Genomic DNA, 25800 nt, shown 5'->3' with positions numbered 1-25800 from the left:
ATGGAAAACCACGACCGCATGGTGCAGATCCACGGCGCCGCGGTCGAGACGCTGCCCGAAAACTTCGAATACAACTCCTTCCTGCCTTGGCACCCGGGCGCCGTGCGCTGGTTCGAGGAGCAGGGCTACGACATTCCGGAAGACCTGCGCGGCTGATCCTCCGCAACGCGACATCGACGCCGGTCTCCGGGCCGGCGTCAACGCCTCGCTTCTGCGCAGGCATCCGTAACCTCCTAGGCATTCCGGTATGACTCACGAAACCCAACCCAACGAAGCCGCTGCCAAAGTCGGCACTGATGGGGTTGCCGACATCCCCATCGCCCACAACGAGCGCGTGCTCTCGGGCCTGCTCGGCCAGACGGTGTTTGCCGCCTGTGTGCTGTTCACGGCCATGCACCTCTATGCGCTCAACGTCTCACCCATCGAGACCTGGACATTCCGTATCATTCACGTCGCGGGCGGCCTTGCCGTCGGCTTCGCCATCACCGCGGCCATGACGCTCGATCGCAGCCCCGGTGAGGTTCGTATCAACCGCGTCGAATGGTTCGCCCTGATTCCCGCGGTCGCTGCCATCGGCTACGCCGTCTTTTGCACGCTTTACGCCTGGTACATGCGCGAAACCGGCACGCCGCCCGCCAACTGGCTCGTCGTGCACCTGAGCTGGTCGCTGGCCGGCGCCACCGCCATCGCCCTGGTCAGCAGCTGGATATGGCGCAGCTCCAGCCGCTCCATCCACTGGGCCGACGCGATCCTGATCATTGCCTCGATCCTCGTTGCCGCCTATCTGGTTCTGGTACTGAATCGCTGGCGCATGGCCGCCGGCACCCCCTTTGCCGGGCAGACCGAATTCATGATCGCCGCCGTGGGTGTGGCCCTGATCATGGAATTGACCCGTCGTGTGGCTGGCTTGGCTCTGATCCTCATCACCGGCGTCTTCCTGATCTATGCCTTTGCCGGGCCCTACCTGCCGGGCCTGCTCGAACATCGCGGGTACTCCTTCTCGCGCTTCTTCACCTATCTCTACACCGACAACGGCATTCTCGGCCCGACCACCGCCGTGTCGTCGACCTATATCATTCTCTTCATCACCTTCGCCGCCTTCCTGCAGGCTTCCAGGGTCGGCGACTACTTCATCAACTTCGCGTTCGCCGCCGCCGGCCGTGCACGGGGCGGCCCGGCCAAGGTGGCGGTCTTCGCCTCCGGCCTGATGGGCATGATCAACGGTACCTCCGCCGGCAACGTGGTGGCCACCGGTTCACTCACCATCCCGCTGATGAAGAAGGTCGGCTACCATCCGCGCAGCGCCGGCGGCATCGAGGCCGCCGCCTCCACCGGTGGCCAGATCGTGCCGCCGATCATGGGTGCCGGCGCCTTCATCATGGCCGAGATCACCGGCATTCCCTATACCGAAATTGCCATTGCCGCACTGATTCCCGCCGGGCTCTATTTCCTTTCCATCTACATGATGGTCGATCTGGAAGCGCGCCGTGATGGCATGCTGGGCATGTCCAAGGATGAACTGCCGGTCTTCCGCAAGATGGTCAAGCAGGCCTACCTGTTCCTGCCCATCGTCATCCTGATCGGTACCCTCTTCATGGGTTACTCGGTGATTCGCGCCGGCACCCTGGCCATGATCAGTGCCGCCGTGGTCTCCTGGTTCACCCCGCACTGGATGGGCCCCAGGGCACTGCTCAACGCGTTGTCCCTTGGTGCGCGCATGGCGATCCCGCTGATCGCGGTATGTGCCTGTGCCGGTATCATCGTCGGGGTCATTTCGCTGACCGGTGTCGGTGCCCGCTTCGCCTCCATGCTGCTGGGTATTGCCGATACCAGCCACCTGATGGCACTGTTCTTCGCCATGTGCATCAGCATCCTGCTCGGCATGGGCATGCCCACCACCGCGGCCTACGCCGTCGCCGCCTCGGTGGTCGCACCCGGCCTGCAGCAGATCGGCATCCCGCCGCTGGTCGCCCACTTCTTCGTGTTCTACTACGCCGTGCTCTCGGCGATAACGCCACCGGTCGCACTGGCGGGCTATGCCGCCGCCGCCATCGCCAACACGGACCCGCTGAAAACGGCCCTGACCTCCTTCAAGTTCGGCCTGGCCGCCTTCATCGTGCCCTTCATGTTCTTCTACAGCCCGGCCCTGCTGATGGAAGGCACCTGGATGCAGATCCTGCGGGTTGTCGTCACCGCCGGGATGGGCATCTATCTGCTGGCCGCCGCCGTGCAGGGGTGGTTCCTCAACGGTGCGGCCAACCTCGTGCAGCGTGTCCTGCTGTTGGCAGCGGCCCTGTCGATGATCGCCGGCGGCTGGATGACCGACCTGGTCGGCCTGGGTATCGGGGGGCTGGTCTTCCTGTGGCAGTCGGCTTCCCTCAAGGTCAAGCACAAGGCCTCGGTTTGATCATCGCTTGCTAACCACCTGCTGATACGACAGAGGAACGCTATATGACCAAGATCACCACACCATAATCACCGACCTGGCCGTAGGCACAACGGCAGGCCAGATCAAGACCGGCTCACCGTGCCGTTCCGAACGCGTGGCCAAGTACAATCGCCTCCTGGTGATCGAGCGCAATCTAAAGTGGCTTGGCCACTCATCTACTCAATTAGGTATGTCATGAAACGTCACCTGCATTCCCCTGTCCGCCGCACCAAGATCGTCGCCACCCTGGGGCCGGCCAGCGACCGCAACGGCGTGCTGGAAGCGATGCTCGAGGCTGGCGTCGACGTGGTGCGCCTCAACTTCTCCCACGGCTCTCCCGACGACCACCGCCGCCGCCTCGAGCGGGTGCGCGAGATCGCCGACCGACTGGGCCGGGCCGTGGCCGCCCTGGGCGACCTGCAGGGCCCCAAGATCCGCATCGCCCGCTTCAAGGATGGAGCGGTGGTGCTCGAGGAGGGGCAGTCCTTCCTGCTCGACATGGCGCTGGACTCCAATGCCGGTGACGTGACCCGGGTCGGCTGCGACTACAGGACCCTGGCCGACGACGTCGCCCCCGGCGATCGGCTGCTGCTCGACGACGGCCGGCTGGTGCTGCATGTGAACCGGGTGGCCGACCACCTGATCCACACCAGCGTGGCGGTGGGTGGCAAGCTCTCCAACAACAAGGGCATCAACAAGGAGGGGGGCGGCCTCTCGGCCCCGGCGCTCACCGACAAGGATCGTGCCGATCTCAAGACCGCCATCGACATCGGCGTCGACTACCTGGCGGTCTCGTTCCCGCGCAGCGCCGCCGATATGCATGAAGCGCGGGAGTTATTGGGCGAGGCGGGGAAAGAGATCGGCCTAGTGGCCAAGCTCGAGCGCGCCGAGGCAGTGGTCGACGAGGCGACGCTCGACGGTATCATCAAGGCCTCCGAGGCAGTGATGGTGGCCCGTGGCGACCTGGGAGTGGAGATCGGCGACGCCGAGCTGATCGGCATGCAGAAGCGCATCATCAAGCGTGCCCGCACCCTGAACCGGGCGGTGATCACCGCCACCCAGATGATGGAGTCGATGATCACCTCACCGTTGCCCACCCGGGCCGAGGTGTTCGATGTGGCCAACGCGGTGCTCGACGGCACCGACGCGGTGATGCTCTCCGCCGAGACCGCCGCCGGCGACTTCCCGGTGGAGACCATCGAGGCGATCAACCGCGTCTGCCTCGGCGCTGAGCGCGAGAGGATCGCCCAGGAGTCTGGGCATCGCATCCACGAAGGCTTCTCGCGGATCGACGAGACCATCGCCCTGTCGGCCATGTACGCCGCCAACCACCTCACTGGCGTGGCGGCCATCGCCTGCATGACCTCGACCGGCTACACGCCGCTGATCGCCTCGCGGATTCGTTCAGGGCTGCCGATCGTCGGCCTGGCCCACAGCTCGGTGGCGCAGCGGCGCATGGCGCTCTATCGCGGGGTCGTCTCACTGCCCTTTGACACCAGCGACATGACGCCCACCGAACTCAATGAACGGGCGCTGGCGCTGCTGGTCGAGCAGGGCATTGCCAAACCGGGGGAAGATGTCATTCTGACCCGGGGCGACCACATGAACGCCCATGGCGGTACCAACACCCTGAAGATTCTCGGCATCTCCGAGAAGCGACCAGAGTACTGATGGTCAAGCTGACGCGCCTCGCCAGCCAGCTTCTGACCAAGCCGCTGATCGGCTTGGCGGTGGCTCGGTTCAGCGTGTCCTTTCCCATGTATGGTTGGGCGGCCGCTAGCCGCCACCTTCCTGGATATTGCTGAACGCTAATGGACTAATAATGATGTGTTGAAATTATTTAATCTCAGTGTGTTATGTGCATCATGGGAGTTGCTTGGACATCACTCGATATTCTGAATCTGCTCTCTCATCTGCTCGATCAGTACTTTCAGCTCTACCGCGCAGCGGGTGGTGTTGGCCACCACGGACTTCGACGAGAGGGTGTTGGCTTCGCGGTTGAGCTCCTGCATCAGGAAGTCCAGGCGGCGGCCCATGGGGCCTTTCTGGCCCAGTTGGCGCTCCACTTCGGCCACGTGGGTCACCAGGCGGTCGAGTTCCTCGTCGACATCGGCCTTCTGGGCCAGCAGCACCAGTTCGGCTTCCAGGCGCTGAGGGTCCAGCTCGGCCTTGACCGCTTCGAGCCGCTCCAGCAACTGGGTGCGTTGGCGCTCCAGTATCGTCGGCATCAGGCGGCGCACCTCGGCTACCTGTTCGGCCACACCGGTGAGACGCTCCCGGATCAGTGCCGCCAGCTTTTCACCCTCGCGTGCGCGGGTCTCGATCAGCTCGCTCAGGGCCGCCTGGAACAGTGCGGTGGCCTCGGCCTTTACGGCATCCAGGTCCACTCCCTGGGCGTCGAGCACGCCGGGGTGGTCGAGCAGCGCCAGGGCATCGGGCATCGGGGCCTGCGGCAGGGCTTCCCGGACCTCACCGAGTGCCTCGGCCAGGGCAGTGAGTCGTACATGGTTGACGGCCAGTGTCTCGGCCACGCTGGTCGGCTCGAAACGCAGGTTGCACTCCACCTTGCCTCTTGCCAGCCGGGAACGCAGCATCTCGCGGAAAGCGGGTTCCAGGTCGCGCAAGGCCTCGGGCAGCCGGAAGTTAGGCTCCAGGTAGCGCTGGTTCACCGAGCGAAGCTCCAGTTGCAGGCTGCCCCACTCGGCCTCTCGGCTCTGGCGGGCAAAGGCGGTCATGCTGTGAACTCTGGTGTTGCGGTCAGCCATGGAGACTCCCCTGTTCAGCGGGTGGCGGTGGCGTGAACCGCCGCCCATCGAAATGTCAGGCGGAAGTGTAACCGATTCGGTGGGCCTGCCGTGTAGAATGGCAGCCATTCCGATGCTTGCCCGCCTGCGCGATCAGGCGTTGCGAGCCTTTTCACCGCTTCCATTTCATCGTCTCCCGAGAGGTAGTATGGCTTCCAATTTCAAGCGCCCCAGCGGCCGCCGCCCCGAGCAGCCCCGCGAAATCCGTCTGACCCGTGACTACACGCGTCATGCCGAGGGTTCCGTGCTGGTGGAGTTCGGCGATACCAAGGTGTTGTGCAACGCCAGTGTGGAAGCCGGAGTGCCGCGGTGGTTGCGCGGCAAGGGGCAAGGCTGGGTGACGGCCGAATACGGCATGCTGCCCCGCGCCACCCATACCCGGGGTGGCCGTGAAGCTGCCCGGGGCAAGCAGGGCGGCCGTACCCTGGAGATCCAGCGGTTGATCGGTCGCTCGTTGCGGGCCGCCGTGAATCTCAAGAAGCTGGGGGAGTTCACCATTACCGTGGACTGTGACGTCATCCAGGCCGATGGCGGCACCCGCACGGCTTCGATCACCGGCGGCTGCGTGGCGTTGATCGATGCCATCCGTTACCTGCAGCGCAAGAAGATGATCAAGGGCGACCCCTTCGTGCAACTGGTCAGTTCGGTATCGGTGGGTATTTTCAAGGGCGTGCCGGTGGTGGACCTGGACTATCCCGAGGATAGCGGCGCCGATACCGACATGAACGTGGTGATGGCCGAGTCGGCGGGGCTGATCGAAGTGCAGGGGACCGCCGAGGCGGGCACCTTCTCGCGGAATGAACTCAACGCCATGCTCGACCTTGCCGAAGGCGCCGGGGCCGAGCTCTTTGCCCACCAGCGTGAGGCGCTGGGCATCCCGACCTGAGCAGGCCGCTATCGCGGCATGGGCATTGACTGAAAACGCTTCGCGCCGGCCACAGGGCCGGCGCGAAGCGTTCCGGCCGGGGCCGGATGGCGACGAAGGGCGGGACTCAGAGCGTCAGGTCGTACTCCACGAACAGCGGGGCAAATTCGCTGAAGGTGGCGTCGTAGTCGATCCACGCATCCGTCACGTGCCGGCGCAGGTTGGGTCCGACGATCTGGTAATCGATACGCCACCCCTCCTGCCGGGAACGCGGTACTTCCTGGTCGAGTTCGGGCCACCAGGTGTATTCACCGGCATCGCGGTTGATCTCACGGAAGGTGTCGATGAAACCGGTGGGGCCGAATATCTGATCCATCCAGGCACGCTCCTCGGGCTTGAAGCCCGGGGTGGCCTGGTTATCGGCCCAGTTGGCCAGGTCGATGGTCTTGTGGGCGATGTGCCAGGTGCCGCAGATGATGTATTCGCGGCGCTTGCGAGCCATCTTGGACAGGTATTCCTGATACTGGGCCATGAAGGCCTGCTTGGCGGCGTAGTCGCTGCCGTCGGGCATCAGGAAGCTGACGATGCTGAAGCGGTCGTAATCGGCTTGAAGGAAGCGGGCCTCATTGTCGCACTGGGGAAAGCCGAGGCCATACATGATGGCCTTGGGAATCTTGCGGCAGTAGATGCCCACGCCGGAGAGTCCGTCCTGCTCGGCATCCAGGAAATAGCCTTCGTAGCCTTCCGGGTAAAGAATACTGTCGTCGAGCTCAAAGCTCTTGGCCTTGAGGTTCTGGACGCAGATGACATCGGCGTCCTGCTCGGCCAGCCAGTCGAGGAAGCCTCGGCCGACTGCCTCGCGGATACCGTTGACATTGATGGTGGCAATTTTCATACATGGTCCCTTTGACGTCGCGCGTGTATGATACCCGACGTTTCGACGTTTGGGTAAATGGCCCGTATTGATAAACATGATAAAGCATAGGCTGCCTGATTTCGGGCTTATGTGTAACGAGGGAAGTACGTGTCGGCCAGCATGCAAGCCTACCAGCGAGAGTTCATCCGTTTCGCCATCGATCAAGGGGTGCTGACGTTCGGTGAATTCGCCCTCAAGTCAGGCCGTGTCAGTCCCTATTTCTTCAATGCCGGCCTGTTTCGCAGCGGCGGTGCCCTCTCTCGCCTGGGCCGTTTCTATGCCAGCGCCATCGAAGCGAGCGGCCTTCCGGTCGATGTGCTGTTCGGCCCGGCCTACAAGGGTATCCCCCTGGCGGCCGCCACGGCGGTGGCCCTGGCCGATCACCACGGCCGTGACCTGCCCTTCGCGTTCAACCGCAAGGAGGCCAAGGATCACGGCGAGGGCGGCAATATCGTCGGTGCCGAGCTGGCCGGGCGTATCCTTATCATTGATGATGTCATCACCGCCGGCACCGCCATCCGTGACGTCATGGCGCTGATCGAGGCCGCTGGCGCCACGGCGGCCGGCGTGGTCATTGCCCTGGACCGTCAGGAGCGTGGGGCCGGCGAGCAGAGCGCGATCCAGGAAGTCGAGGTCCGTTATGGCATGCCGGTCATCAGCATCGTGACGTTGGATATGGTACTCGCCTATCTTGAAGAGCAGGGAGGTGAGGCGTTCAGGAGTCACGCAGCGGCCATCCACGACTACCGTGCCCGTTACGGTGTCGTTGTCGATTAGATTCTGGAAGCGAGATCGCGTATATCTCATTAAGGAGTGTTCGATGAAAACCCTCACCAGACAGCTTGCCCTTGCCACCCTGGTAGGCGGCGCCCTGCTGGTTACGACCGGGGCGCATGCCGCATCCAGCAGTCTGGACCTGAACCTGGGCCCCGATGCCGTGCAGTTCGAGGCGAACGGCGAGCTGGCTCACGGTATCGCCCTGGGGGGCGGCGTGCTCCACAGCGATTACCGTGACGATGCGACGATATACCATGCCCAACTGCTGGGCGTGCAGCGCAACCGCGACCGGGATGTCGGCGTGGGGGCTCGCTGGACCCAGTACGATACCGACTACGGCAACGGTGGCGGCCTGGGCCTGGGTGGCTACGGGTATGTCTACCTGCCGCAGATGCCCGATGTCTCGGTGGGCGGGTACGGTTTCTATACGCCAAGCGTCGTGACCAGCAGCGACCTGGATGACGGCTATGAAGTGGGTATACGGGCACGCTACTCCTTCACGCCCAACGTGGATGGCTATGTGGGTCTGCGTCAGTCGGCAGCCGATTTCGACAATGACCGTGGTACCCGCACGCTGGACCGGGGTGCGCAGGTCGGCGTGCGCCTGAGTTTCTGACCCGACTCCTTTTTCTGTGCCGGCGGGCCCCTACGGGGGCCCGTGTGCGTTCCACCTGGCAGGCCCGCCATGCTCGACATCGTGCTGTTCGAACCCGAGATTCCACCCAATACGGGTAACCTGATCCGGCTGTGCGCCAATACCGGCTTTCGCCTGCACCTGGTCGAGCCGCTGGGCTTCGTGCTCGACGACAAGCGCCTGCGCCGTGCCGGGCTCGACTACCATGAGTGGGCCGCGGTGCGGGTACATCGCGATTGGGCGGCATGTCTCGAAGCGCTTGCGCCGCCGCGCGTATTCGCCATCTCGACCCGGGGGCATACCGGCTATCATGAGCCAACCTACCGCCCCGGTGATGTCGTGGTCTTCGGCCCGGAGACCCGAGGCCTGCCCCAGGCGATGCTCGATGCCCTGCCGGATGACCGATGCCTGCGTATCCCCATGCTGCCCGGCAGCCGCAGCCTGAACCTTTCCAACGCCTGTGCGGTAGTCGTGTTCGAGGCCTGGCGCCAGTTGGGCTATCGGGGCGCCCTCGATGGCGCCACCAAGGAGTAAGTGATGTCGATCAAGCAGCGCCTGGCCAAGCTCAACCCGCGGCAGCAAGAGGCGGTGTGCTATATCGATGGCCCCTGCCTGGTGCTGGCCGGGGCCGGCTCCGGCAAGACCAGCGTGATCACCACCAAGATCGCCTATCTGGTCCAGGAATGCGGCATGAGCGCCCGGCGCATTGCCGCGGTGACCTTCACCAACAAGGCCGCCCGGGAGATGAAGGAGCGGGTGGGGCAGATGCTCAAGGGCAAGGAGGGACATGGGCTTACGGTATCGACCTTCCACACCCTGGGCCTCAACATCATCCGGGCCGAGCTCAAGGCGCTGGGCTACAAGCCGGGCTTCTCGCTGTTCGACCCGGAAGACGCCAAGGCCCTGCTGCGCGATCTGATGAACAAGGACGCTCAGGTCGACGCCGACCAGATCAACCAGGTACAGCACCAGATATCGGAGTGGAAGAACGACCTGATACAGCCCGGCCAGGCGCTTTCCCACGCGGCGGACGAGAACGAGCAGTATGCGGCGCGTGTCTTTGAAGCCTACGTGCGCCACCTCAAGGCCTATAATGCCGTGGACTTCGATGACCTGATCCTGCTACCGGTGGTGCTACTGCGCGATGACCCCGAGGCGTTGGCTCGCTGGCGTCGCAAGATCCACTACATGCTGGTGGACGAGTACCAGGACACCAACGTCAGCCAGTACCAGCTGGTCAAGCTTCTGATGGACGAGCGAGCGACCTTCACCGTGGTGGGCGACGATGACCAGTCGATCTACGCCTGGCGTGGCGCGCGGCCGGAGAACCTGGTGACCCTGGGCGAAGACTTCCCGCGCCTGCAGGTGATCAAGCTGGAACAGAACTACCGTTCCACCGGGACCATCCTGCGTGCGGCCAATACCCTGATCGCCAACAACCCCCACGTCTATGAGAAATCCCTGTGGTCGGAGATGGGCCAGGGGGCGGCGATCCGCGTGGTGGTCAACCGTCACGAGGAGGCCGAGGCCGAGCGGGTGGCCAGCGAGATCCTCACCCGGCGCATCAAGGAGTCAGCCTCCTGGCGCGACTTCGCGGTGCTCTACCGCGGCAACTTCCAGGCGCGGCTGCTGGAACTGAAACTGCAGCACTACCAGATTCCCTACAAGCTTTCCGGTGGCACCTCCTTCTTCTCGCGCAACGAGATCAAGGACGCCATGGCCTACCTGCGACTGCTGATCAACCCGGCGGACGACAACGCCTTCCTGCGCATCGTCAACGTGCCGCGCCGCGAGGTTGGCCCGGGCACCCTGGAGAAGCTGGCCAACTACGCCACCGAGCGTGGCATTTCGCTGTTCGCCGCCTGCCATGAGCTGGGCCTGGAGCAGCAGCTGCCGGCCCGGGCGGTGGAACGACTTGGGCGCTTCACACACTTCATCGACGGTGTGCGACAGCGCATGGACCAGGGCGATGCGATTGCCGCCATTCGCGGCATGATGCACGAGATGGATTACGAAGCCTGGCTCTACCAGAATGCCAGCGCGCCGACCATTGCCGAGAAGCGCATGGCCAATGTCTGGATCCTGATCGACCAGCTGGAAAAGTCGATGCAGGCGGACCCGGAAGAGAGCACCGCCAGTGAGGACACCGAGACCGATACGGTGGAAGCCGCCATCTCCCGGCTGGTGCTGCGCGATATCCTCGAGCAGCAGGCCGAGGAAGATGACACCGACCGGGTGCAACTGCTCACCATGCATGCTTCCAAGGGCCTCGAGTTCCCCCACGTCTACCTGATGGGCCTGGAAGAGGAGCTGCTGCCCCATCGCAACGCCATCGAGGCCGGTACCGTGGAAGAGGAGCGCCGGCTGGCCTATGTGGGCATCACCCGGGCACGGCGCACCCTGACGCTGACGCTGGCTCGCCAGCGCAAGGCCTTCGGCGAGTTGATGGACTGCGCTCCCAGCCGTTTCCTCGACGAACTGCCGCCGGATGACCTGGAGTGGGAAGGCCAGCCCGACAGGGAGGACCCGGACAAGAAGCAGGCCCGTGGCAAGGACGCCATCGCCGGTTTGCGTTCGCTACTGGGCTGACGAATCCCGCAGGCTTGGGCGGAAACGACAGCGGGGCGCCGAAGAGACGCCCCGCTGGCCAACTGACTGACGAATCGAAACTTATTGGAGGGGCTCGACCAGGAAGTCGGTAGCAGCCCTTACCTCGTCGTCGGAAAGGCGCATGTGCCCACCCTTGGGCGGCATGGCGCCGATGCCGTTGATGGCGTGGTCATAGAGGGTATCCATGTCCTGCTCCAGGCGAGTGCCCCAAGTGCCCTCGTCGCCACGGACCGGCGCTCCGGCGGCTCCGGTCATGTGACACGCCATGCAGGCCTGGTTGTAGATGGCTTCGCCATCGATACCGGCATGGGCCGGCTCGCCGTTTGCGGCGTCATCATCAGCGGCGGCTTCGTCAGTGGTTTCTTCTTCCACCGCGGCATCGTCGGCGGGTGCTTCTTCGGCGGCAATCGCCGCCGCTTCGGCCTCGTCTTCCACCGCGTCGTCGTCTGCCGCGGCGTCTTCATCGGTTGCCGCTTCGGCGGCCGGCTCATCCGCGGGCGCTTCTTCGGCCGCTGCCCCGTCGTCAACGGCGTCTTCCGGCACGTCCATTACCGGCTCGAGCAGGTAAGCGGTGGAGGCGGCAACTTCCTCGTCCGAAAGGTTCGGGTTGCCGCCACGGGCCGGCATGGCATTGAACCCGTTGATGGAGTGATCCAGCAGCGTATCCCAACCCTTGCCGATGCGATCGGCCCACTCCTCCTCTTCACCGCGACGGGGTGCGGCAGCAGCTCCGGTATCGTGGCAGGCCATACATACCTGGTTGTAGATGGCGCCGCCATCGATGCCATTGGCCGCTTCGCCGTTGCCGTTTCCGTTCGCGCTGGCAGCGACGGTGCCGCAATCTTCCCCTTGCAGGCACAGCTGGCCGACAGGCCTCAGACGTTCGGCAATGGCATCACGATCCACTTCGGCCAGTACGGACGAGGCGCCCGTGCTCAGGCCCAGGGTGGCCAGACACCCCATGATCAGCTTGCTGGATTTCACTCTTACCACCTCTCGACGGTCCTGTAATCGTTATCCGCTCGTGGCGACGTTGGCCACGACAGCCGTGGACGCCATGACGCACAATGGGCACTAGTATACCGATAACCCAAACCGCTGGAAAACGCCGTTGCCCACGTCTTTGGCATGAGAGGCATGGCGGAATCGGGATCACGGTCATACGGTGCTCTCCGCCAAGCGTGCCAATGACCGAAGAAGTGGCAGCGGCGGGCTGTGGCAGGGTATCGTGAAGGCCCTCTTCCTGGCGACCCACAGACGACACGAGGCTTGCGTGTACGATTTCATCATCATCGGTGGCGGCATTCTGGGCCTTTCCACGGCCATGCAGCTGGCTGAGCGCTTTCCCGACAAGAAGATCATGCTGCTGGAAAAGGAGGAAGGCCCCGCCCGACACCAGACCGGCCATAACAGCGGCGTGATCCACGCGGGGGTCTACTACACTCCCGGTAGCCTCAAGGCCCGCTTCTGCCTGGAGGGTAACCGTGCCACCCGCGAGTTCTGCGACCGGCACGATATCGACTACGATATCTGCGGCAAGCTGCTGGTGGCGACCAACGAGCAGGAAATGCAGCGCATGGAGTCGCTTTGGGAGCGTACCGCTGCCAATGGCCTGGAGCGTGAATGGCTATCGGCCGACGCGCTGAAGGAGCGCGAGCCCAATATTGTCGGCCTGGGAGGACTGTTCGTGCCGTCCAGCGGCATCGTCAGCTACGCTCGAGTGGCCGAGGCGATGAGCGAGGTGTTCATGCGGCATGGCGGCCAGATTCGCTATGGCCATGCCGTGACCGGCCTCTCCGAGCGCACCGGTGAAGTGGTGGTGACAACATCCCAGGGAGACTTCAACAGCCGCTACCTGGTGGCCTGTTCGGGCTTGATGGCGGACCGCGTGGTGCGCCTGCTGGGACGCAACCCCGGCTTTACCATCTGCCCGTTCCGGGGAGAGTACTATCGCCTGCCGGAGCGGCTGAGCGGCATCGTCAATCATCTCATCTACCCTATCCCCGATCCCTCGATGCCTTTCCTGGGCGTTCACCTGACCCGCATGATCGACGGCTCGGTGACGGTGGGGCCCAATGCGGTGCTGGCGCTCAAGCGGGAAGGCTATCGCAAGCACGATATCTCGCTGCCCGACATGGCAAGGATGTTCACCGACCCGGGTATCCTCAGGGCGCTGGGCCGCAATCTGAAGCCGGGCCTGGTGGAGATGAAGAATTCGTTCTTTCGGAAGGGATATCTCGAAGAGGTTCGCAAGTACTGCCCCAGCCTGACCCTGGACGATCTCGAGCCCTGGCCCGCCGGTGTTCGTGCCCAGGCGGTCTCGCGCGACGGCCGCCTGATCGACGACTTCCTGTTCGTGAACACCCGTCGCACGGTGAACGTCTGCAACGCGCCCTCCCCGGCGGCGACTTCGGCGATTCCCATTGGGCGGCATATTCTGGAGAAGGTCAGCGAAATGGTACAGTCGACCTGAGGCCGGCATCGGCTCAAAACACGACTCGCGAGAGAGGTTTCCCCATGGCCAGGCAACCCTCCCCAGGATGGCGCACCTCCCTGCGTCGACATGGCCACCTGGCAGCCGCCCTCTTCATCCTGCTGTTCTGGTCACTGGTCGGCCCCGGCCTTGCCAGCCTGCTGTTGCTGCCCGCCTGGCTGATCACGGCACAGCTGATCTTTGCCGGCAGCCTGGAGGCGGCACGCCTGCGCCGCAGGGCCTGGCTGGGGCAGTACCTGCTCGTCGCCTCGCCCTGGCATCGCTGGCTGCGTGGTGGGTTGGTGATGATCGCCTGGCACCAGGTGGCGGCTATCCTGCTCGCGCTGTTGCTGCTGGTGAAGCTGCGGTTGCTGTCGCCGGTCTACTGGCCGCTTCTGTTGGCCGCCGCGGTGGCTCTGGTGATGCTGCGCAACGGCATCTGGCGGCGCGTGGCACGCCACGTCATCGGCGCCTACGCACCGGCAGTCACCCGTCGTTTGCTGGTCTGGCCGGGCGGCCTTCTGCTGACGGTGGGGCTGGTAGCGATGGCGCTGTGGCTACCTCAGCCCTATCTGGTCGGCCTGGGCTGGGACGAGGCATTGATGCGCCACGTGCCGAGCGTGGGAGGCGATACCCTGTTGAGCTTCTTCGAGCGGCTTGGCAGGGCCCTGGAGCTTACCCAGTACTGGGCAATGCAAAATGCCACGGAGAGAGGCGAGGTCAGCGAAAGCCTGGCACTGATCGGCTGGCTACTGCTGCTGCTGATCCAGAGCGCCGTTGCCTGGGCCTTCATTCGTGTGCTGGTCGGGGCCGATACCTTGCGTGATGCCTCTCTGCAGACCTTTGGCAGGGCAAAGGCAGTGGATGAGCGGGAGGCCTCGCCGTGACGCGACATGCGCGGAGCGCTCCCTCGGAGGCATTCCTGGTCCGGCAATGGGGCTGGCCGCTCTGGGGGTTTGCGCTGCTGGTCATTGCCCTGCTGATGCTGGCACTCGGCCAGGGGCACCGGCTGCTCCAGAGCCGGGTCGAGGCACCGCTGTTCCAGGTGATCGTCAATGGCGAGGCGTTGATCCTGGATGCCGAGACCCACACGGCCCTCGGACGCGAACTGGCGGAACTCGCCCAGGGGCTGGAAGCCAGGCTGCAGGACGAGATGAAGCCCTGGCTGGACGAGCGACTCGATACCACCTTTGCGCCACTGGACGCCGCGGTACCGGCCTACCTCGACTGGTATTTTTCGCTTCGGGGAAGCTACCTGCGGCTGGGAGTGGCCATTACCGGTGATCTGGATGAGTGGCTGGAAGAAAGGCTCTCCGAGCGGCTCATCGAGGAGAGCGGCTTCGAGACGGCCTTGACCGGGCTGCAGGCCGATTTTTCGACTCGGCTGGCCCAGGCGCAACAGGCGCTGGAGCAGGACATCGGTCGGACCCTCCATGCGCGTTACGCCGACCGCCAGGCCGTGGCTGCCGAGGATGGCCAGCGGACCCACACCATCGATCTCGATCTCACACTGGAACAGGTCTTTCAAGGCCAATGGGATGCGGCACGCTGGGGGGCGGCCGGAGCCAGTGGGGCGGTCGGTTTCGTGGCGAGCCGCGTGCTGGTTCAACGGCTTGCCTCTGGCGCAGCCGCGCGAGGAGCCAGGGTGGTGGCCGGCCGGGTCGTGGCGCGGCTGGGTGCCCACGGAGCACGATCACTCGCGACCGGTGCCACCACGACGGCCGCGACCTCGCCCACGGGGCCGGGGGCGCTGTTTGCCGGGGCGACGGCAACCGTGGTGGCACTGGCCGGCTTTGCCGGCATCGAGTATGCCCTGCTGAAAGCCGAGGAAGGGCTGTATCGCTCCGATATGGAGGCGGAGCTCGAGGCAGAGGTGGCTCGGGCCAGGGCAGAGGTGCGCCAACGGCTCGACGCGGTAACGGCCAGCAGCGGCGGTGCGCTGGAACATCGGCTACGAGTGGCCACCCAGCGGGCCGAAGACGTCGATGGAGTAGCCGAGGAGTACCGAATTTTCGGACGAGAGCCCTGAACGAGGAACCCGCCGGGCCGCGAGGCTGGACAGCCCGACCGCTGACGGTTACGATATCGCCGCTTCTCATCAAGCAACGCGCCCATAGCTCAGCTGGATAGAGTACTGCCCTCCGAAGGCAGGGGTCGCAGGTTCGAATCCTGCTGGGCGCGCCAAAAGATTAAGATAAACAGCCACTTGGCGAGTAATCGCGGTGGCTGTTTTCGTCAGTGCCGGTTCTAGGTGACATATAGGTGACACGTGTCGGAAACTCGTCCCCAAGTGAGTGGGAACGCCAGTCAAGTCGGTCTAGGATCAAGGCTGCTCAAGGTGACAGGTCGATGGGCGGCGTAGTGTGCTCGCCCTGGCTGAGGAAGCCGAGGTAGGGCGATGCCATCGTCAAGGCATCGAGGCACGTGCCGTAGGGTGGCGGCAGCGAACCGGGGGCAACGCCGGGGAGGATGGCGCTGAAATGATGAGATGAAACTGCTCCGCAAGCAACTTTGTATCGAGAATGAGCATGGCCATCGCATACGCCGGAGTAAATCCAGACATCCTGACCTGGGCCCGTGAACGAGCACAGCTTAGTATTTCTGCGCTGGCGTCCAAGCTGAAGGTTCCTGAAGAGAAGATTGATGCCTGGGAGCGCGGCGAAAAACAGCCTACCTTCAAACAGGCTCAGACCTTTGCTGCTCGCACCCATGTTCCGTTCGGGTATCTGTACCTGAGGCAGCCCCCCAAAGAGACGCTGCCGTTGCCGGACCTTCGGACCGTTGATGGCCGAACACCCAAAGGTGTGTCTCCGGAACTGATCGAGATGACCCAGATAGTCCTGAGGCGACAAGAGTGGTTTGCGGATTATCTCCGCGATCAAGGCATTGAGCGCAACCCGAATGTCGGTCGCTTCACCGCAGACGCCGACCTCATGGAGGTCGTGGACGATATGCGTCGCGCCCTGAATGTTCCGGCACATCCAGAGAGAGGGAACTGGGAAGAATACTACCGGGGCCTGATCCGCAAGATTGAGGATGCTGGGGTGTTGGTCATGCGGCAGGGTTTCATTCATCACCACAGCCGCCCCCTTTCTGTACAGGAGTTTCGTGGCTTTGCGATTTCCGATGCTCTGGCCCCAGTCATTTTTATCAATCAGGCGGACACTCTGGTCGCTCGGCTGTTCACACTAATTCATGAGTTGGCACATGTCTGGATCGGCAAGAGTGGCGTTTCCGGTGCCAGCCCCGAGACACACCGAAGGGAAGAGGCCTTCTGCAACGCCGTTGCAGCTGAGTTCCTGGCTCCCAGAGAGGAGTTTCTTGCTCATTGGCAGGATTCTGATAACTGGAAAGACAATCTCCCAGAATTGGAAGCCCGTTTCCGCGTCAGCACTTGGGTAATCGCCAGGCGAGCGCTGACCCTCGGGAAAATCTCTCCCCAAGCGTATCGCGACTATGTTGATGAGCTTCAGCAGCAGCACCGGAACCGAGAGAGGTCCGAGGGCGGGCCAACTTATTTTCGTCAGAAAGGCCAGCTCAGCGAGAGATTCTCCCGCGCCCTGGTCAGCGAAGCCCTCAGCGGTCGCGTTCTGCTCCGTGATGCTGGCAACCTGCTGAATATGAAGCCAAGCCGTATAACGGACTACGCAAAGGAACTGGGGGTGTGATGTATCTGCTGGACGCAAACACCTGATCAATAGGTGCGCTCATCGCGTTTTCTCACCTCCTCGATGGACACCACGCGCAGTCCGGTTCCTAGGTCGAACAGCACGCGGTAGCGGCCCACACGTAGCCGGTAATGGTGCTGGTGGCGCTTCCGCGGCTTGATGTCCTTGGTCGTGATGCCGTCCGGCCAGTTGCCCAGATCCCCGACACTGGCAACGATCTTGTTCCGGCCGGGCCTGGCAGCCGCTACGCGCAGGCAGTCGACGTCGCCGCGCTGTGATTCAGCCAGCCTCGCCAGCCGCCGTAGTGGCTGATGTCCGTGGCCGGGCCGTGCTGATGCAGGGCACCTGCCGCGCAGATGAAGCCCACCTTCCATTCGCCGCTGGCCAGCTCGATCTGGCCCAGCCCCAGCGGGCTGGAGATCCCGCTCAGGAAACTGCCGACCCACTGCTGCGGCAGGCGCCAGACCTCCACCTCGATCTCCATGCCGTGGGCATCGTCACGCACCATGGCGGGCCGTGCCGGGGGGGCGCCGGCCAGCGCATACAGCCGGTAGCGTTGCGCTGTGGTGGTGCGCTCGATCTGCCTCCCGCCACGATGGACAAGTTGATGGTTGAGCGGCAGTCCTTCCAGGTGAGCCCCGCAGACCACCACGTCCAGGTAACCGTCGCAGGCCGGCGGCATTCGCCCTGCGCCGGGGCGAGCGATTCCCGTCGCCCCCAGCGGCAATGACAGCGTCGCTTCCAGGGCACGCGCCAGGCTCAGCAGCTTAAGGTCATCAAAGCAGCGCCCGAAGAGGGTGACGCCGACCGGTAGCCCGCTGGTCGTGAAGCCAACGGGCACCGCCAGGGCGCTGTAGTCCAGCAGGTTCATGAAGTTGGTCCAGATCCCCAGCCGAGCGTTGACACCGATGGGGTCGGCCGCCACCTCAGCCTTGGTGGGGTGGGCCACAGTGGTCGGCGTGAGCATCAGATCCACTCCGGCGAGCAGGGCATCGGCCTGGCGTTTGTACTCGGCGAGCTGGTAGCGAGCGTCGAAGGCGTCCACCGCCAGGGGGGTGGCGCCACCGGCCGTGATCGCGCGCGTCACCGGATGCACCGCCTCGGGATTCTTCTCCATCAGCTCACGGATGGCATGATAGCGCTCCGCCACCCAGGGGCCCTCATAGAGCAGCCGGGCGGCGGCCAGCAGCGGCGAGGCATCGATCTCCACCCGCTCGCCGCCGAGTGACTCCAGCAGGGTGATGGCCTCATGCATGGCGACGGTGTAGTCGGCATTGGTCTGCCATCGCGCTTCCTGTGGTACGCCGAAACGGAAACGGGCGGGGGGCTCACCATAGCGTTGCCCATGCAGCGCGAAGTCATGCGAGCGCGACCAGCGGCACCGAGAGTCCGGAATGGCCAAGGTCTGCAGCAGGGTGGCGGCATCGTCCGCCGTCAACGCGAAGAGGCTGATGGTGTCGAGGGTGGCGCAGGCGGGCACCAGGCCCTGGCTGCTCAGCAGCCCCAGGCTGGGCTTGACGCCGAACAGGTTGTGAAAGCAGGCCGGCACGCGGCCCGAACCGGCCGTGTCGGTACCCAGCGCAAAACTGACCTGCCCGGCGGCCGTCGCCACCGCCGAGCCGCTGCTGGAACCGCCAGGCACCCGCTCGGCATCAAAGGCGTTTCCGGGCACGCCATAGGCCTCGAGAGCCCGCTCACCGACAAGCCCCGTGGCGAACTGGTCCAGGTTGGTCTTGCCCAGCGGAATCGCGCCGGCCTCGATCAGACGCTGCACCACGAAGGCGCTCTCATCCGGGACATAGGCAAAGGCCGGGCAGCCCGCGGTGGTGGGAATCCCGGCCAGATCGATGTTGTCCTTGATGGCGAAGGGAATGCCGAAGAGCGGCAGGGTGTCGGGGGACTCGCCTTCCAGGCGATCCAGATACCCCTGGAGCTGCCCGCGTGTCAGCCGCGTGATCCAGGCAGGGTCGTGGCCACGTTGGTCGGCAGCGTCGAGCAGCGCATCGATCAGCGCGGTTGGTGTCAATTCGCCGGCGCGGTAGGCCGCTTGCACGGTGCCAAGGGTGAGGTCTCGTGCCATGTTCAGACTCCCTTTCATGTCGTTGTCCATGTCTTCGGAGAACCGCAATCGCGGCATGGATCGGACTGCGGCTGTTCAAGCATCACAACCTCCGTCGCCGTCATGGTGTGTGTGGGCACCACGTGGCCTGTCATTGCCACGATTGGACTCGAGATAATCCCGCGAGCCGTGGCTCACCTGCAGCACGTGGGCACGGGTGGCCCGCGCCGCTGCCTCGGCGTCTCCCGCCAGAATGGCGCCGACAATGGCGTCGTGTTCTTCCCATGAATGGCTGGGGCGCTGCGGCAGCCGAAACTGGGCGTGGCGAAACGGCTGCAGCCGACTGCGGGTGGTCAACGCCATGTCACGCAGACAGGGACTATGCGCGCCCGCATAGAGGCGCGAGTGAAACTCGAGATTGTAGGCCTCGTAGTCGTCGGTGGTGCCATCGCGCACATGGTGAAGCGCGGACTGGTGCAGTCGCTGCAGGCTCTGTCGCTCCTTGAGTGTCATGCGCAGGGCGCACAGACGCGCGCAGGCGGCCTCCAGTTCGGCCATGGCCTCGTACATGGCCATCAGGTTCTCGTCGGAAATTTCTGCCACCGTGACGCCACGGTTGGGGCGCCTGACTACCAGCCCCATGGCCGCCAGGTGAGCAAACATTTCGCGCACCGGCGTGCGCGAAACAGCGAAGCGCTCTGCCATGACTCGCGCGTCGAGCTTGGTGCCCGGGGCGATATCCCCGCGGATGATCTCGTCGGCCACCTGCTCGAGCATCTCGTCCACGGTGTTGCCTTCCCGCGCCTGTGACAGTGGGGATTGTGTGCTCATGCGATCTCCCTCAGTGACGGTGGCAGAGTCACTGGCATGGCCGGCGGATGGGGAATGGCCTCGAGCAGCGCGCGGGTGTAGGCATGGGCCGGTTCGCTGAGCAGCTGCGCCGTGGGGCCCTCTTCGACGATGCGCCCGGTCTGCATGACCATCACCCGGTCGCACAGAAGACGCACCACGTTGAGGTCATGGCTGATGAAGAGGTAGCTCATGTTGAGCTCTTCACGCAGCTTGACCAGCAGGTTGAGCACGACCGCCTGCACCGACACGTCCAGGGCAGCGGTCGGCTCATCCAGGATCAGCAGGCGAGGATCCAGGGCAATGGCCCGGGCGATCCCCACGCGTGCCTTCTGGCCGCCGGAGAGCTGGTGCGGGAAACGGTCGAGCAGCGGCGTCGGCAGCCCGACACGCTCGGCCAGTTCCTCCACACGCTGATGACGCTCGCGGCCCGACAGTCCGCCCAGGCGTATCAGCGGGTCGGCAATCGAGTGGCGCGCGCTCCAGCGGGGATTCAGGCTGTCGGTGGGGTCCTGGAAGACCATCTGAAGCTGGCTGCGCATGGGGTGACGCGCAAAGGCCTTGGCGGGAATCGTCGCGAGATCCGTGCCGGCAAAGCGCAGGCTGCCGCTGGTCGGGTCCAGTAGACGCATGACCATGGCCGAAGTGGTGGACTTGCCGCAGCCGCTCTCACCGACCAGCCCCAGGCTCTCCCCCTGATGCACCGTAAAGCTGAGGTCATCCACGGCACGCACGGCATCGGCGCTATCCGTCTTGCCAAAGATCTTGACCAACCGCTCCACCTGCAGCAGGGGTGCCCCGGACGGGCGTGGGGAAGGTATGACGCGCCGTGGATCATCCGAGGGAAGCAGGTCGGAGACCTGGGCATCCAGGCGGGGCGTGGCGCGCATCAGGCGCTGGGTGTAGGGGTGCCGAGGTCGAGTGAACAGCTGCTCGGTGGTCGCCGACTCGACGATGTTGCCCTTCTCCATGACCACGATGCGATCGCAGTAGCTGGCGGCCAGTCCAAGATCATGGGTGATCAGCAGTGTGGCCATCTGGCGCTCGGTGGCGAGCTCCACGATCAGGTCCATGACGGCCTTCTGGGTGGTCACGTCGAGCCCCGTGGTGGGTTCATCGGCCACCAGCAGCTGGGGGCGGCAGGCCAGGGCGATGGCGATCACGATGCGCTGGCACATCCCGCCCGAAAGCTCGAAGGGGTAGGCGTGGTAGCGTTGCTCAGGATCGCGGATCTTGACCGCCTCCAGCATCCGGATGGCCTTCTGGCGGGCGTTGCCGCGGGTCGCCAGGCCGTGCTGGATCATGACGTCCTCGATCTGACGGCCTACTGCACGAATCGGATTCAGGGCGGCGCGCGGGTTCTGGAAGATCATCGACAGCTCACGACCGCGCATTTCGGCCATGGTGCGTTCGGTGGCGCCGCCGATGTCCACGCCCCCGAAGACGATGCTGCCTTTCGCGATCCGCCCGGCGCGATCGAGGATTCGCAGCAGCGCATAGGAGGTGACCGACTTGCCGGAGCCGGACTCCCCGACGATGCCGAGTGTCTCGCCCTTGTGCAGTTGGAGGTCGACCTGCCGGACCGCGGTGACGGTGCCGTTGCGAGTGGCAAACTCCACGGTGAGGCCCTGGATGTCGAGCAGTGGCTTTCTCATGACACGCCTCCTCAAGTACGACGCTGCGGATCGACCAGATCACGCAGGCCGTCGCCCAGCAGGTTGAAGGTGAAGACCGCCAGCATCAGCGCCAGGCCAGGGAACAGCGCCAGCCACCAATGGCCGGAGATGATGTAGTTGGCCCCCTCGGCCACCATGATGCCCCACTCCGGGGTGGGCGGTATGACGCCCAGGCCGATGAATGAGAGGCCGGCGGCGTTGAGGATGGCCCAGCCCATGTTCAGCGAGATCTGAACCATCATCGGCGGCAGGGCATTGGGGAAGATCTGGAAGGCGAGGATGCGCCAGTCGGCATTGCCCGACAGCCTGGCGGCCTGCACGTAGCCCGCGTTGCGCCGCACGGCCACCTCGGTGCGGGCCATCCTCGCGTAGAAGGGCAGGTTGATGATTGCGGTAGCGTAGATGATGTTCTCCAGGGTGTTGCCGGCCGCGGCGACGATGCCCATGGCCAGCACGAACAGCGGGAACGCCATGATGGTGTCCATGGTGCGACCGGTGATGCGGTCGGCCCAGCCCCCGTAGAAGCCGGCGATGGCGCCCAGGGTCGAACCCACCATGAAGGCAATGGCTACCGCGGTCACTGCAATCATCAGGTCCAGGCGCGTGGCGACCACGACACGAGAAAACACATCGCGGCCCAGCTGGTCGGTGCCGAACCAATGCTGCCAGGAGGGCGCTTGCAGGGTGCGGCTGGCATCGGTTGCCAGCGGGTCGTAGGGCACGATCCAGGGCCCCAGCACCGCGGTGCCCACGATCAGCAGGAACAGCGTGAAGGCGACCGCCGTCATGGGGTTGTCGGTCATCACGTAGAGCAGGTGGCGCAGGAAGCGGCGCAGCCCATCGAGCGGTGTCGTGCTGTCGGCTGTCAGGGTGGTCATGGCTTACTCCTCCATGCCCAGGCGGGGGTCCACCAGGGTGTAGATCACGTCGATGATCAGATTGAGAGTGACGAACAGCAGGGCCATGGTGAGCACGAAGCCCTGGACGGCTGCGTAGTCCGAGACCACCAGTGCCTCGACCGCGTAGGAGCCGATGCCCGGCCAGGAGAAGACCTTTTCGACCAGTACGTTGGCGCCAAGGGCGAAGGAGAACACCATGCCCAGGGTGGTGATGACCGGGAGAACGGCGTTACGCAGGGCGTAGGTGAGCAGTATCTGGCGACGCGGCAGGCCGGCCGCGCGAGCGGTGCGAATGAACTCGCCCTCCAGGATCTGGAGCATGGCGGCACGGGTCATGCGTGCGATGGGCGCCAGGGTGAAGAGCCCCAGGGTGATGGCCGGCAGGGCCAGTTGCGCCAGGGTGGCACGGGCCGTCTCCAGATCACGAGCCAGCAGCGCATCGATCACATAGAACCCGGTGACTTTCGGCGGCGGCAGATAGAGAAAGTCGAGACGACCCATGGGAGAGGGCGCCCAACCCAGCAGGTAATAAAAGACGTAGATAAGTGCCAGGCCGGTAAAGAAGGTCGGCAGCGACACCCCTGCAGTCACGACCGCCCGGCATAGATGATCCACCCAGGTGTTGGGGCGGGTGGCGGCCAGGATGCCCAGCGGCATGGCAATCGCAACCGAGAACAGCAGGGCGAAGCCGGTGAGTTCCAGGGATGCCGGCAGCCGCGTCGCGAGCTCTTGCCTCACCGGCTGGCCGGTCGAGACGGAAATACCGAGATCGCCGCGAACCAGGTCCTGCACATAGGTTACGAACTGTATGGGAAGTGGGCGGTCCAGGCCCATGCTGACCCGGGTCTGCTCGATGGATGCGGCGTCTGCTGCGGGGCCGGCGAAGTAAGCGGCAGGATCCCCTGGCAGCGCCCGGGTGAGCAGGAACGAGACAATGATGATGCCGACAATGACGGGAATCGCCTGAAGTAGACGCCAACCCACCAGCCGGCTTCGGGCCAGGGTGGTCATGGGAGGCTCCTTAGCGGCCATGCAGGACGCGTTGATCGAGCTGGCGGTGATACCAGAAGGTGTAACCGTCAAGGTTCGGTTGCATGGCGACGTTGAGGGCGGGCTGATAGAGCGGTATGCGCGGCACCTCCTCGAAGGCGATCTCGATCATGCGGCGGATCTTGGGAGCATAGTCGGGATCGTCCATGGCCATGAACAACGTCTCGTCGACCAGTTGGGCGACCTCCTCATTGTGGTAGTTCGAGGAGTTGAAGAGGTTGCCCTCGATATAAGCCCAGAAGAAGTAGTAACAGGGGGTGTTGAGCCAGCCGCCGAAGTTCTCCAGGTGTAGCGGCAGCTGCTTGTCGACCAGGGCACGGGTACGCCAGTTGGCGCCGGGAATCCGATCCAGGGTGACGGTGATGCCGATCCGGCCCAGGGCCTCCTGGATCAGCAGCGCGGTCGACTCCGCCCAGTCGGCCTGGCCCAGGTCGAAGGAGAGCGGCACCTCGAAGCCATCGGGGTAGTCGGACTCGGCCAGCAGGGCGCGGGCCCTGTCGAGATTGGTGTGGTAGGGGAACGGCTGGGGCCACTGGATATCATCCGGCGTGCTGCTCTCGCCGCCCCACATGGGAACGCCTCGATCATAGGCCGCATTCTGCAGGATGGCCTCATAGGGCACGGCCCAGGCGATGGCCTGGCGGACGCGGACGTCCTGGAACGGTTCGAAGGCCAGGTTGGGACACAGCACGTGGAGGCAGTTCTCGATTGGCGTGCTGACCACCTGCACGCTGGCATGCGCATCCAGCTCCATGGCATCGCGCGGGGGCACGTCCTGAGAGAGTTGAATATTGCCTCGCTCCAGCAGTGCGCGACGCGTTGAGGCGGACGGTACCTCACGCAGGATGATGCGCTCGGCGCCGGGCAACTCACCGCTGGCCCAGTCGGGGTTGCGGCGGTAGACCAGCTGCTGGCCTGGCTCCCAGCGTTCCACCATGAAGGCGCCAGAGCCCGCCGGGTTGCGATGCAGGTAATCCGTCGCCCAGGGGTCATCGTCGGTGGCGTGCTCGAGGGCGAGCTCGGAGTTGATGACGATGGCAATCGGTGTGGTGAGATTGGGCAGGGTCAGCTTCGAGGCGTGGGGCAAGTGGATGAGGAAGGTGCGCTCATCGACGGCCTCGAACTGTTCCGGACGGGTGGTGGAACCGGCGGCCATCTGGGTGGTGGGGAAGCCTCCCAGGGTCACGGCGCGATCGAACGACCACTTGACGTCCTGGGCGGTGACGGGGCGGCCGTCCCAGAAGGTGGCCTCGCGCAGGGTGAAGGTCAGGGTGCGGCCATCCCCGGAGACCTCCCATGACTCGGCGAGTTCGCCCTGGAGGTTGTCGTAGTCATAGCTCAGGGAGCCATCGTCCAGCGTCTTGGTGCCGAAGGTGAGCAGGCGGTCGTAGCAGTTCACCGCGACCTGGTAGCTGGGACGGTTGGTCCCGCTGCGATGGATATCCAGACTGTTGATGGTGCTGCCCATGACCACGACGAGCGTTTCGTCGGCGTTGGCCTGGGCAGGCATTGCCTTCAGGAAGGGCAGGTAGACGGCCCCGACGGTCAATGCGGAAGTCCCCTTCAGAAATTCACGGCGGTTCATGGTCGGCTCCTCGAAGTGTATGCACTTGGAAAAGTGCATACACTTCGCGGGCCAAGACCGCTGAACGGCAAAGCAAACAACCGAATATCAATGCATTAATCAGCGCGTGCGGGTGCGTCTAGGCGCATGCATACGAAGTGTGGTCGGCCTGGAATGCACCAGGTCGCTCCATGAAGTGCATGCACTTGCACCAGGGTGGTTCTGCTGTCACATGTGGGCATCCCGTATCAATGCCCTTTGTGCCAGGGTCATTACCGCCTGGTAGCCGTACCGCGAGCGTCCAGCCGGTCGGCCAGCTGCCGCACGGCGCGTCGGGCCAGGGGCGCCAGCTCGGCGTCTTCTCGCTCCAGGCAGGCGATCAGGCGCTGCTTCATCGGCCGGGCCCAGAAGGTCTCCAGATGGCGGCAGATGCCCGCCACGGCCTGGGTCTCGTCCCGGCCGCCGCCCAGGTTGGCGGCGATCTGATTGACCATGCGCACCAGGGTCGCGTCTTGTGTCCGTGACATC

At 64.4% G+C, this 25800-nt stretch carries 22 protein-coding genes, 1 tRNA gene and 1 pseudogene; 14 read left to right on the top strand and 10 right to left on the bottom strand.

Features of this window, described 5'->3' with window-relative positions; genetic code table 11:
* The 4 genes and pseudogenes from C1H69_RS09165 (at window position 1) to pyk (ending at window position 4099) form a co-directional block, all read left to right on the top strand.
* Window positions 1–156, top strand: a complete 156-nt coding sequence (locus C1H69_RS09165; protein WP_276308744.1) for a TAXI family TRAP transporter solute-binding subunit — start codon at window positions 1–3, stop codon at window positions 154–156.
* Between the two features lie 91 nt (window positions 157–247).
* Complete coding sequence (locus tag C1H69_RS09160; protein WP_102653096.1) at window positions 248–2407, top strand: TRAP transporter permease; 2160 nt, start codon at window positions 248–250, stop codon at window positions 2405–2407.
* A gap of 61 nt (window positions 2408–2468) precedes the next feature.
* Window positions 2469–2627: pseudogene (locus tag C1H69_RS09155) on the top strand (hypothetical protein); the annotation flags it as partial.
* The gene (gene pyk / locus C1H69_RS09150) at window positions 2624–4099 is read left to right on the top strand and encodes a pyruvate kinase (RefSeq protein ID WP_102653095.1); all 1476 of its coding nucleotides are present in this window, start codon (window positions 2624–2626) and stop codon (window positions 4097–4099) included. The pseudogene C1H69_RS09155 and the gene pyk, both read left to right, overlap by 4 nt.
* Window positions 4100–4311: 212 nt before the next feature.
* On the opposite strand, the gene C1H69_RS09145 is transcribed toward pyk, so the two are convergent.
* A complete protein-coding gene (locus C1H69_RS09145) occupies window positions 4312–5193 on the bottom strand; it encodes a YicC/YloC family endoribonuclease (RefSeq protein ID WP_102653094.1) in 882 nt (293 codons plus the stop codon).
* Window positions 5194–5380: 187 nt separating this feature from the next.
* On the opposite strand from C1H69_RS09145, the gene rph reads away from it, so the two are divergent.
* Window positions 5381–6118 (top strand): ribonuclease PH, encoded by a 738-nt coding sequence (gene rph, locus C1H69_RS09140; protein WP_102653093.1) that lies wholly within the window; start codon window positions 5381–5383, stop codon window positions 6116–6118.
* A 106-nt stretch (window positions 6119–6224) separates the two neighbouring features.
* Here rph and C1H69_RS09135 read toward each other — a convergent pair whose 3' ends face one another.
* The gene (locus C1H69_RS09135; RefSeq protein ID WP_102653092.1) at window positions 6225–6992 is read right to left on the bottom strand and encodes an exodeoxyribonuclease III; all 768 of its coding nucleotides are present in this window, start codon (window positions 6990–6992) and stop codon (window positions 6225–6227) included.
* Window positions 6993–7133: 141 nt separating this feature from the next.
* Here C1H69_RS09135 and pyrE point away from each other — a divergent pair, with 141 nt between their 5' ends.
* The 4 genes from pyrE to rep all read left to right on the top strand — a co-directional run bounded on the left by pyrE (window position 7134) and on the right by rep (window position 11013).
* Window positions 7134–7790 (top strand): orotate phosphoribosyltransferase, encoded by a 657-nt coding sequence (gene pyrE / locus C1H69_RS09130; RefSeq protein WP_102653104.1) that lies wholly within the window; start codon window positions 7134–7136, stop codon window positions 7788–7790.
* A gap of 43 nt (window positions 7791–7833) precedes the next feature.
* Window positions 7834–8406, top strand: a complete 573-nt coding sequence (locus tag C1H69_RS09125; RefSeq protein WP_102653091.1) for a YfaZ family outer membrane protein — start codon at window positions 7834–7836, stop codon at window positions 8404–8406.
* A 69-nt stretch (window positions 8407–8475) separates the two neighbouring features.
* Window positions 8476–8958, top strand: a complete 483-nt coding sequence (trmL, locus tag C1H69_RS09120; protein ID WP_102653090.1) for a tRNA (uridine(34)/cytosine(34)/5-carboxymethylaminomethyluridine(34)-2'-O)-methyltransferase TrmL — start codon at window positions 8476–8478, stop codon at window positions 8956–8958.
* A 3-nt stretch (window positions 8959–8961) separates the two neighbouring features.
* Window positions 8962–11013: a DNA helicase Rep gene (gene rep, locus C1H69_RS09115; RefSeq protein WP_102653089.1), complete on the top strand. Its 2052-nt coding sequence runs from the start codon at window positions 8962–8964 to the stop codon at window positions 11011–11013.
* A gap of 81 nt (window positions 11014–11094) precedes the next feature.
* On the opposite strand, the gene C1H69_RS09110 is transcribed toward rep, so the two are convergent.
* Window positions 11095–12018 carry a c-type cytochrome gene (locus C1H69_RS09110; RefSeq protein WP_102653088.1) on the bottom strand — a complete coding sequence of 308 codons (924 nt, stop codon included), beginning with the start codon at window positions 12016–12018 and terminating at the stop codon, window positions 11095–11097.
* 289 nt (window positions 12019–12307) lie between these two features.
* Between C1H69_RS09110 and lhgO the strand changes: the two genes are divergently transcribed.
* The 5 genes from lhgO (at window position 12308) to C1H69_RS09085 (ending at window position 17175) form a co-directional block, all read left to right on the top strand.
* Window positions 12308–13507: an L-2-hydroxyglutarate oxidase gene (gene lhgO / locus C1H69_RS09105; RefSeq protein WP_102653103.1), complete on the top strand. Its 1200-nt coding sequence runs from the start codon at window positions 12308–12310 to the stop codon at window positions 13505–13507.
* 44 nt (window positions 13508–13551) lie between these two features.
* Window positions 13552–14394: a hypothetical protein gene (locus C1H69_RS09100; RefSeq protein WP_102653087.1), complete on the top strand. Its 843-nt coding sequence runs from the start codon at window positions 13552–13554 to the stop codon at window positions 14392–14394.
* Entirely contained in the window at window positions 14391–15536 is a 1146-nt protein-coding gene (locus tag C1H69_RS09095) for a hypothetical protein (protein WP_102653086.1), read from the top strand. Before C1H69_RS09100 ends, C1H69_RS09095 begins: the two co-directional genes overlap by 4 nt.
* A gap of 78 nt (window positions 15537–15614) precedes the next feature.
* Window positions 15615–15691 (top strand) — tRNA-Arg (locus C1H69_RS09090).
* Window positions 15692–16035: 344 nt separating this feature from the next.
* The gene (locus C1H69_RS09085) at window positions 16036–17175 is read left to right on the top strand and encodes an XRE family transcriptional regulator (protein WP_205738444.1); all 1140 of its coding nucleotides are present in this window, start codon (window positions 16036–16038) and stop codon (window positions 17173–17175) included.
* Window positions 17176–17419: 244 nt separating this feature from the next.
* Here C1H69_RS09085 and atzF read toward each other — a convergent pair whose 3' ends face one another.
* The 7 genes from atzF to C1H69_RS09045 form a co-directional block, all read right to left on the bottom strand.
* Complete coding sequence (gene atzF / locus C1H69_RS09075) at window positions 17420–19255, bottom strand: allophanate hydrolase (RefSeq protein WP_240609887.1); 1836 nt, start codon at window positions 19253–19255, stop codon at window positions 17420–17422.
* Window positions 19256–19330: 75 nt separating this feature from the next.
* Window positions 19331–20065, bottom strand: a complete 735-nt coding sequence (locus C1H69_RS09070; RefSeq protein ID WP_102653084.1) for a GntR family transcriptional regulator — start codon at window positions 20063–20065, stop codon at window positions 19331–19333.
* Window positions 20062–21738 (bottom strand): dipeptide ABC transporter ATP-binding protein, encoded by a 1677-nt coding sequence (locus C1H69_RS09065; RefSeq protein WP_102653083.1) that lies wholly within the window; start codon window positions 21736–21738, stop codon window positions 20062–20064. Before C1H69_RS09065 ends, C1H69_RS09070 begins: the two co-directional genes overlap by 4 nt.
* 11 nt (window positions 21739–21749) lie before the next feature.
* Window positions 21750–22637, bottom strand: a complete 888-nt coding sequence (locus C1H69_RS09060) for an ABC transporter permease (RefSeq protein WP_102653082.1) — start codon at window positions 22635–22637, stop codon at window positions 21750–21752.
* A 3-nt stretch (window positions 22638–22640) separates the two neighbouring features.
* Entirely contained in the window at window positions 22641–23669 is a 1029-nt protein-coding gene (locus C1H69_RS09055; protein ID WP_102653081.1) for an ABC transporter permease, read from the bottom strand.
* Between the two features lie 10 nt (window positions 23670–23679).
* Entirely contained in the window at window positions 23680–25293 is a 1614-nt protein-coding gene (locus C1H69_RS09050; RefSeq protein WP_102653080.1) for an ABC transporter substrate-binding protein, read from the bottom strand.
* A gap of 251 nt (window positions 25294–25544) precedes the next feature.
* Entirely contained in the window at window positions 25545–25799 is a 255-nt protein-coding gene (locus tag C1H69_RS09045) for a formate dehydrogenase subunit delta (protein ID WP_102653079.1), read from the bottom strand.
* Window position 25800: the final 1 nt, after the last annotated feature.

It is taken from the genome of Billgrantia endophytica, from assembly GCF_002879615.1.
Lineage (GTDB): Bacteria > Pseudomonadota > Gammaproteobacteria > Pseudomonadales > Halomonadaceae > Halomonas > Halomonas endophytica.
This window is presented reverse-complemented; position numbering and strand designations above follow the sequence as displayed.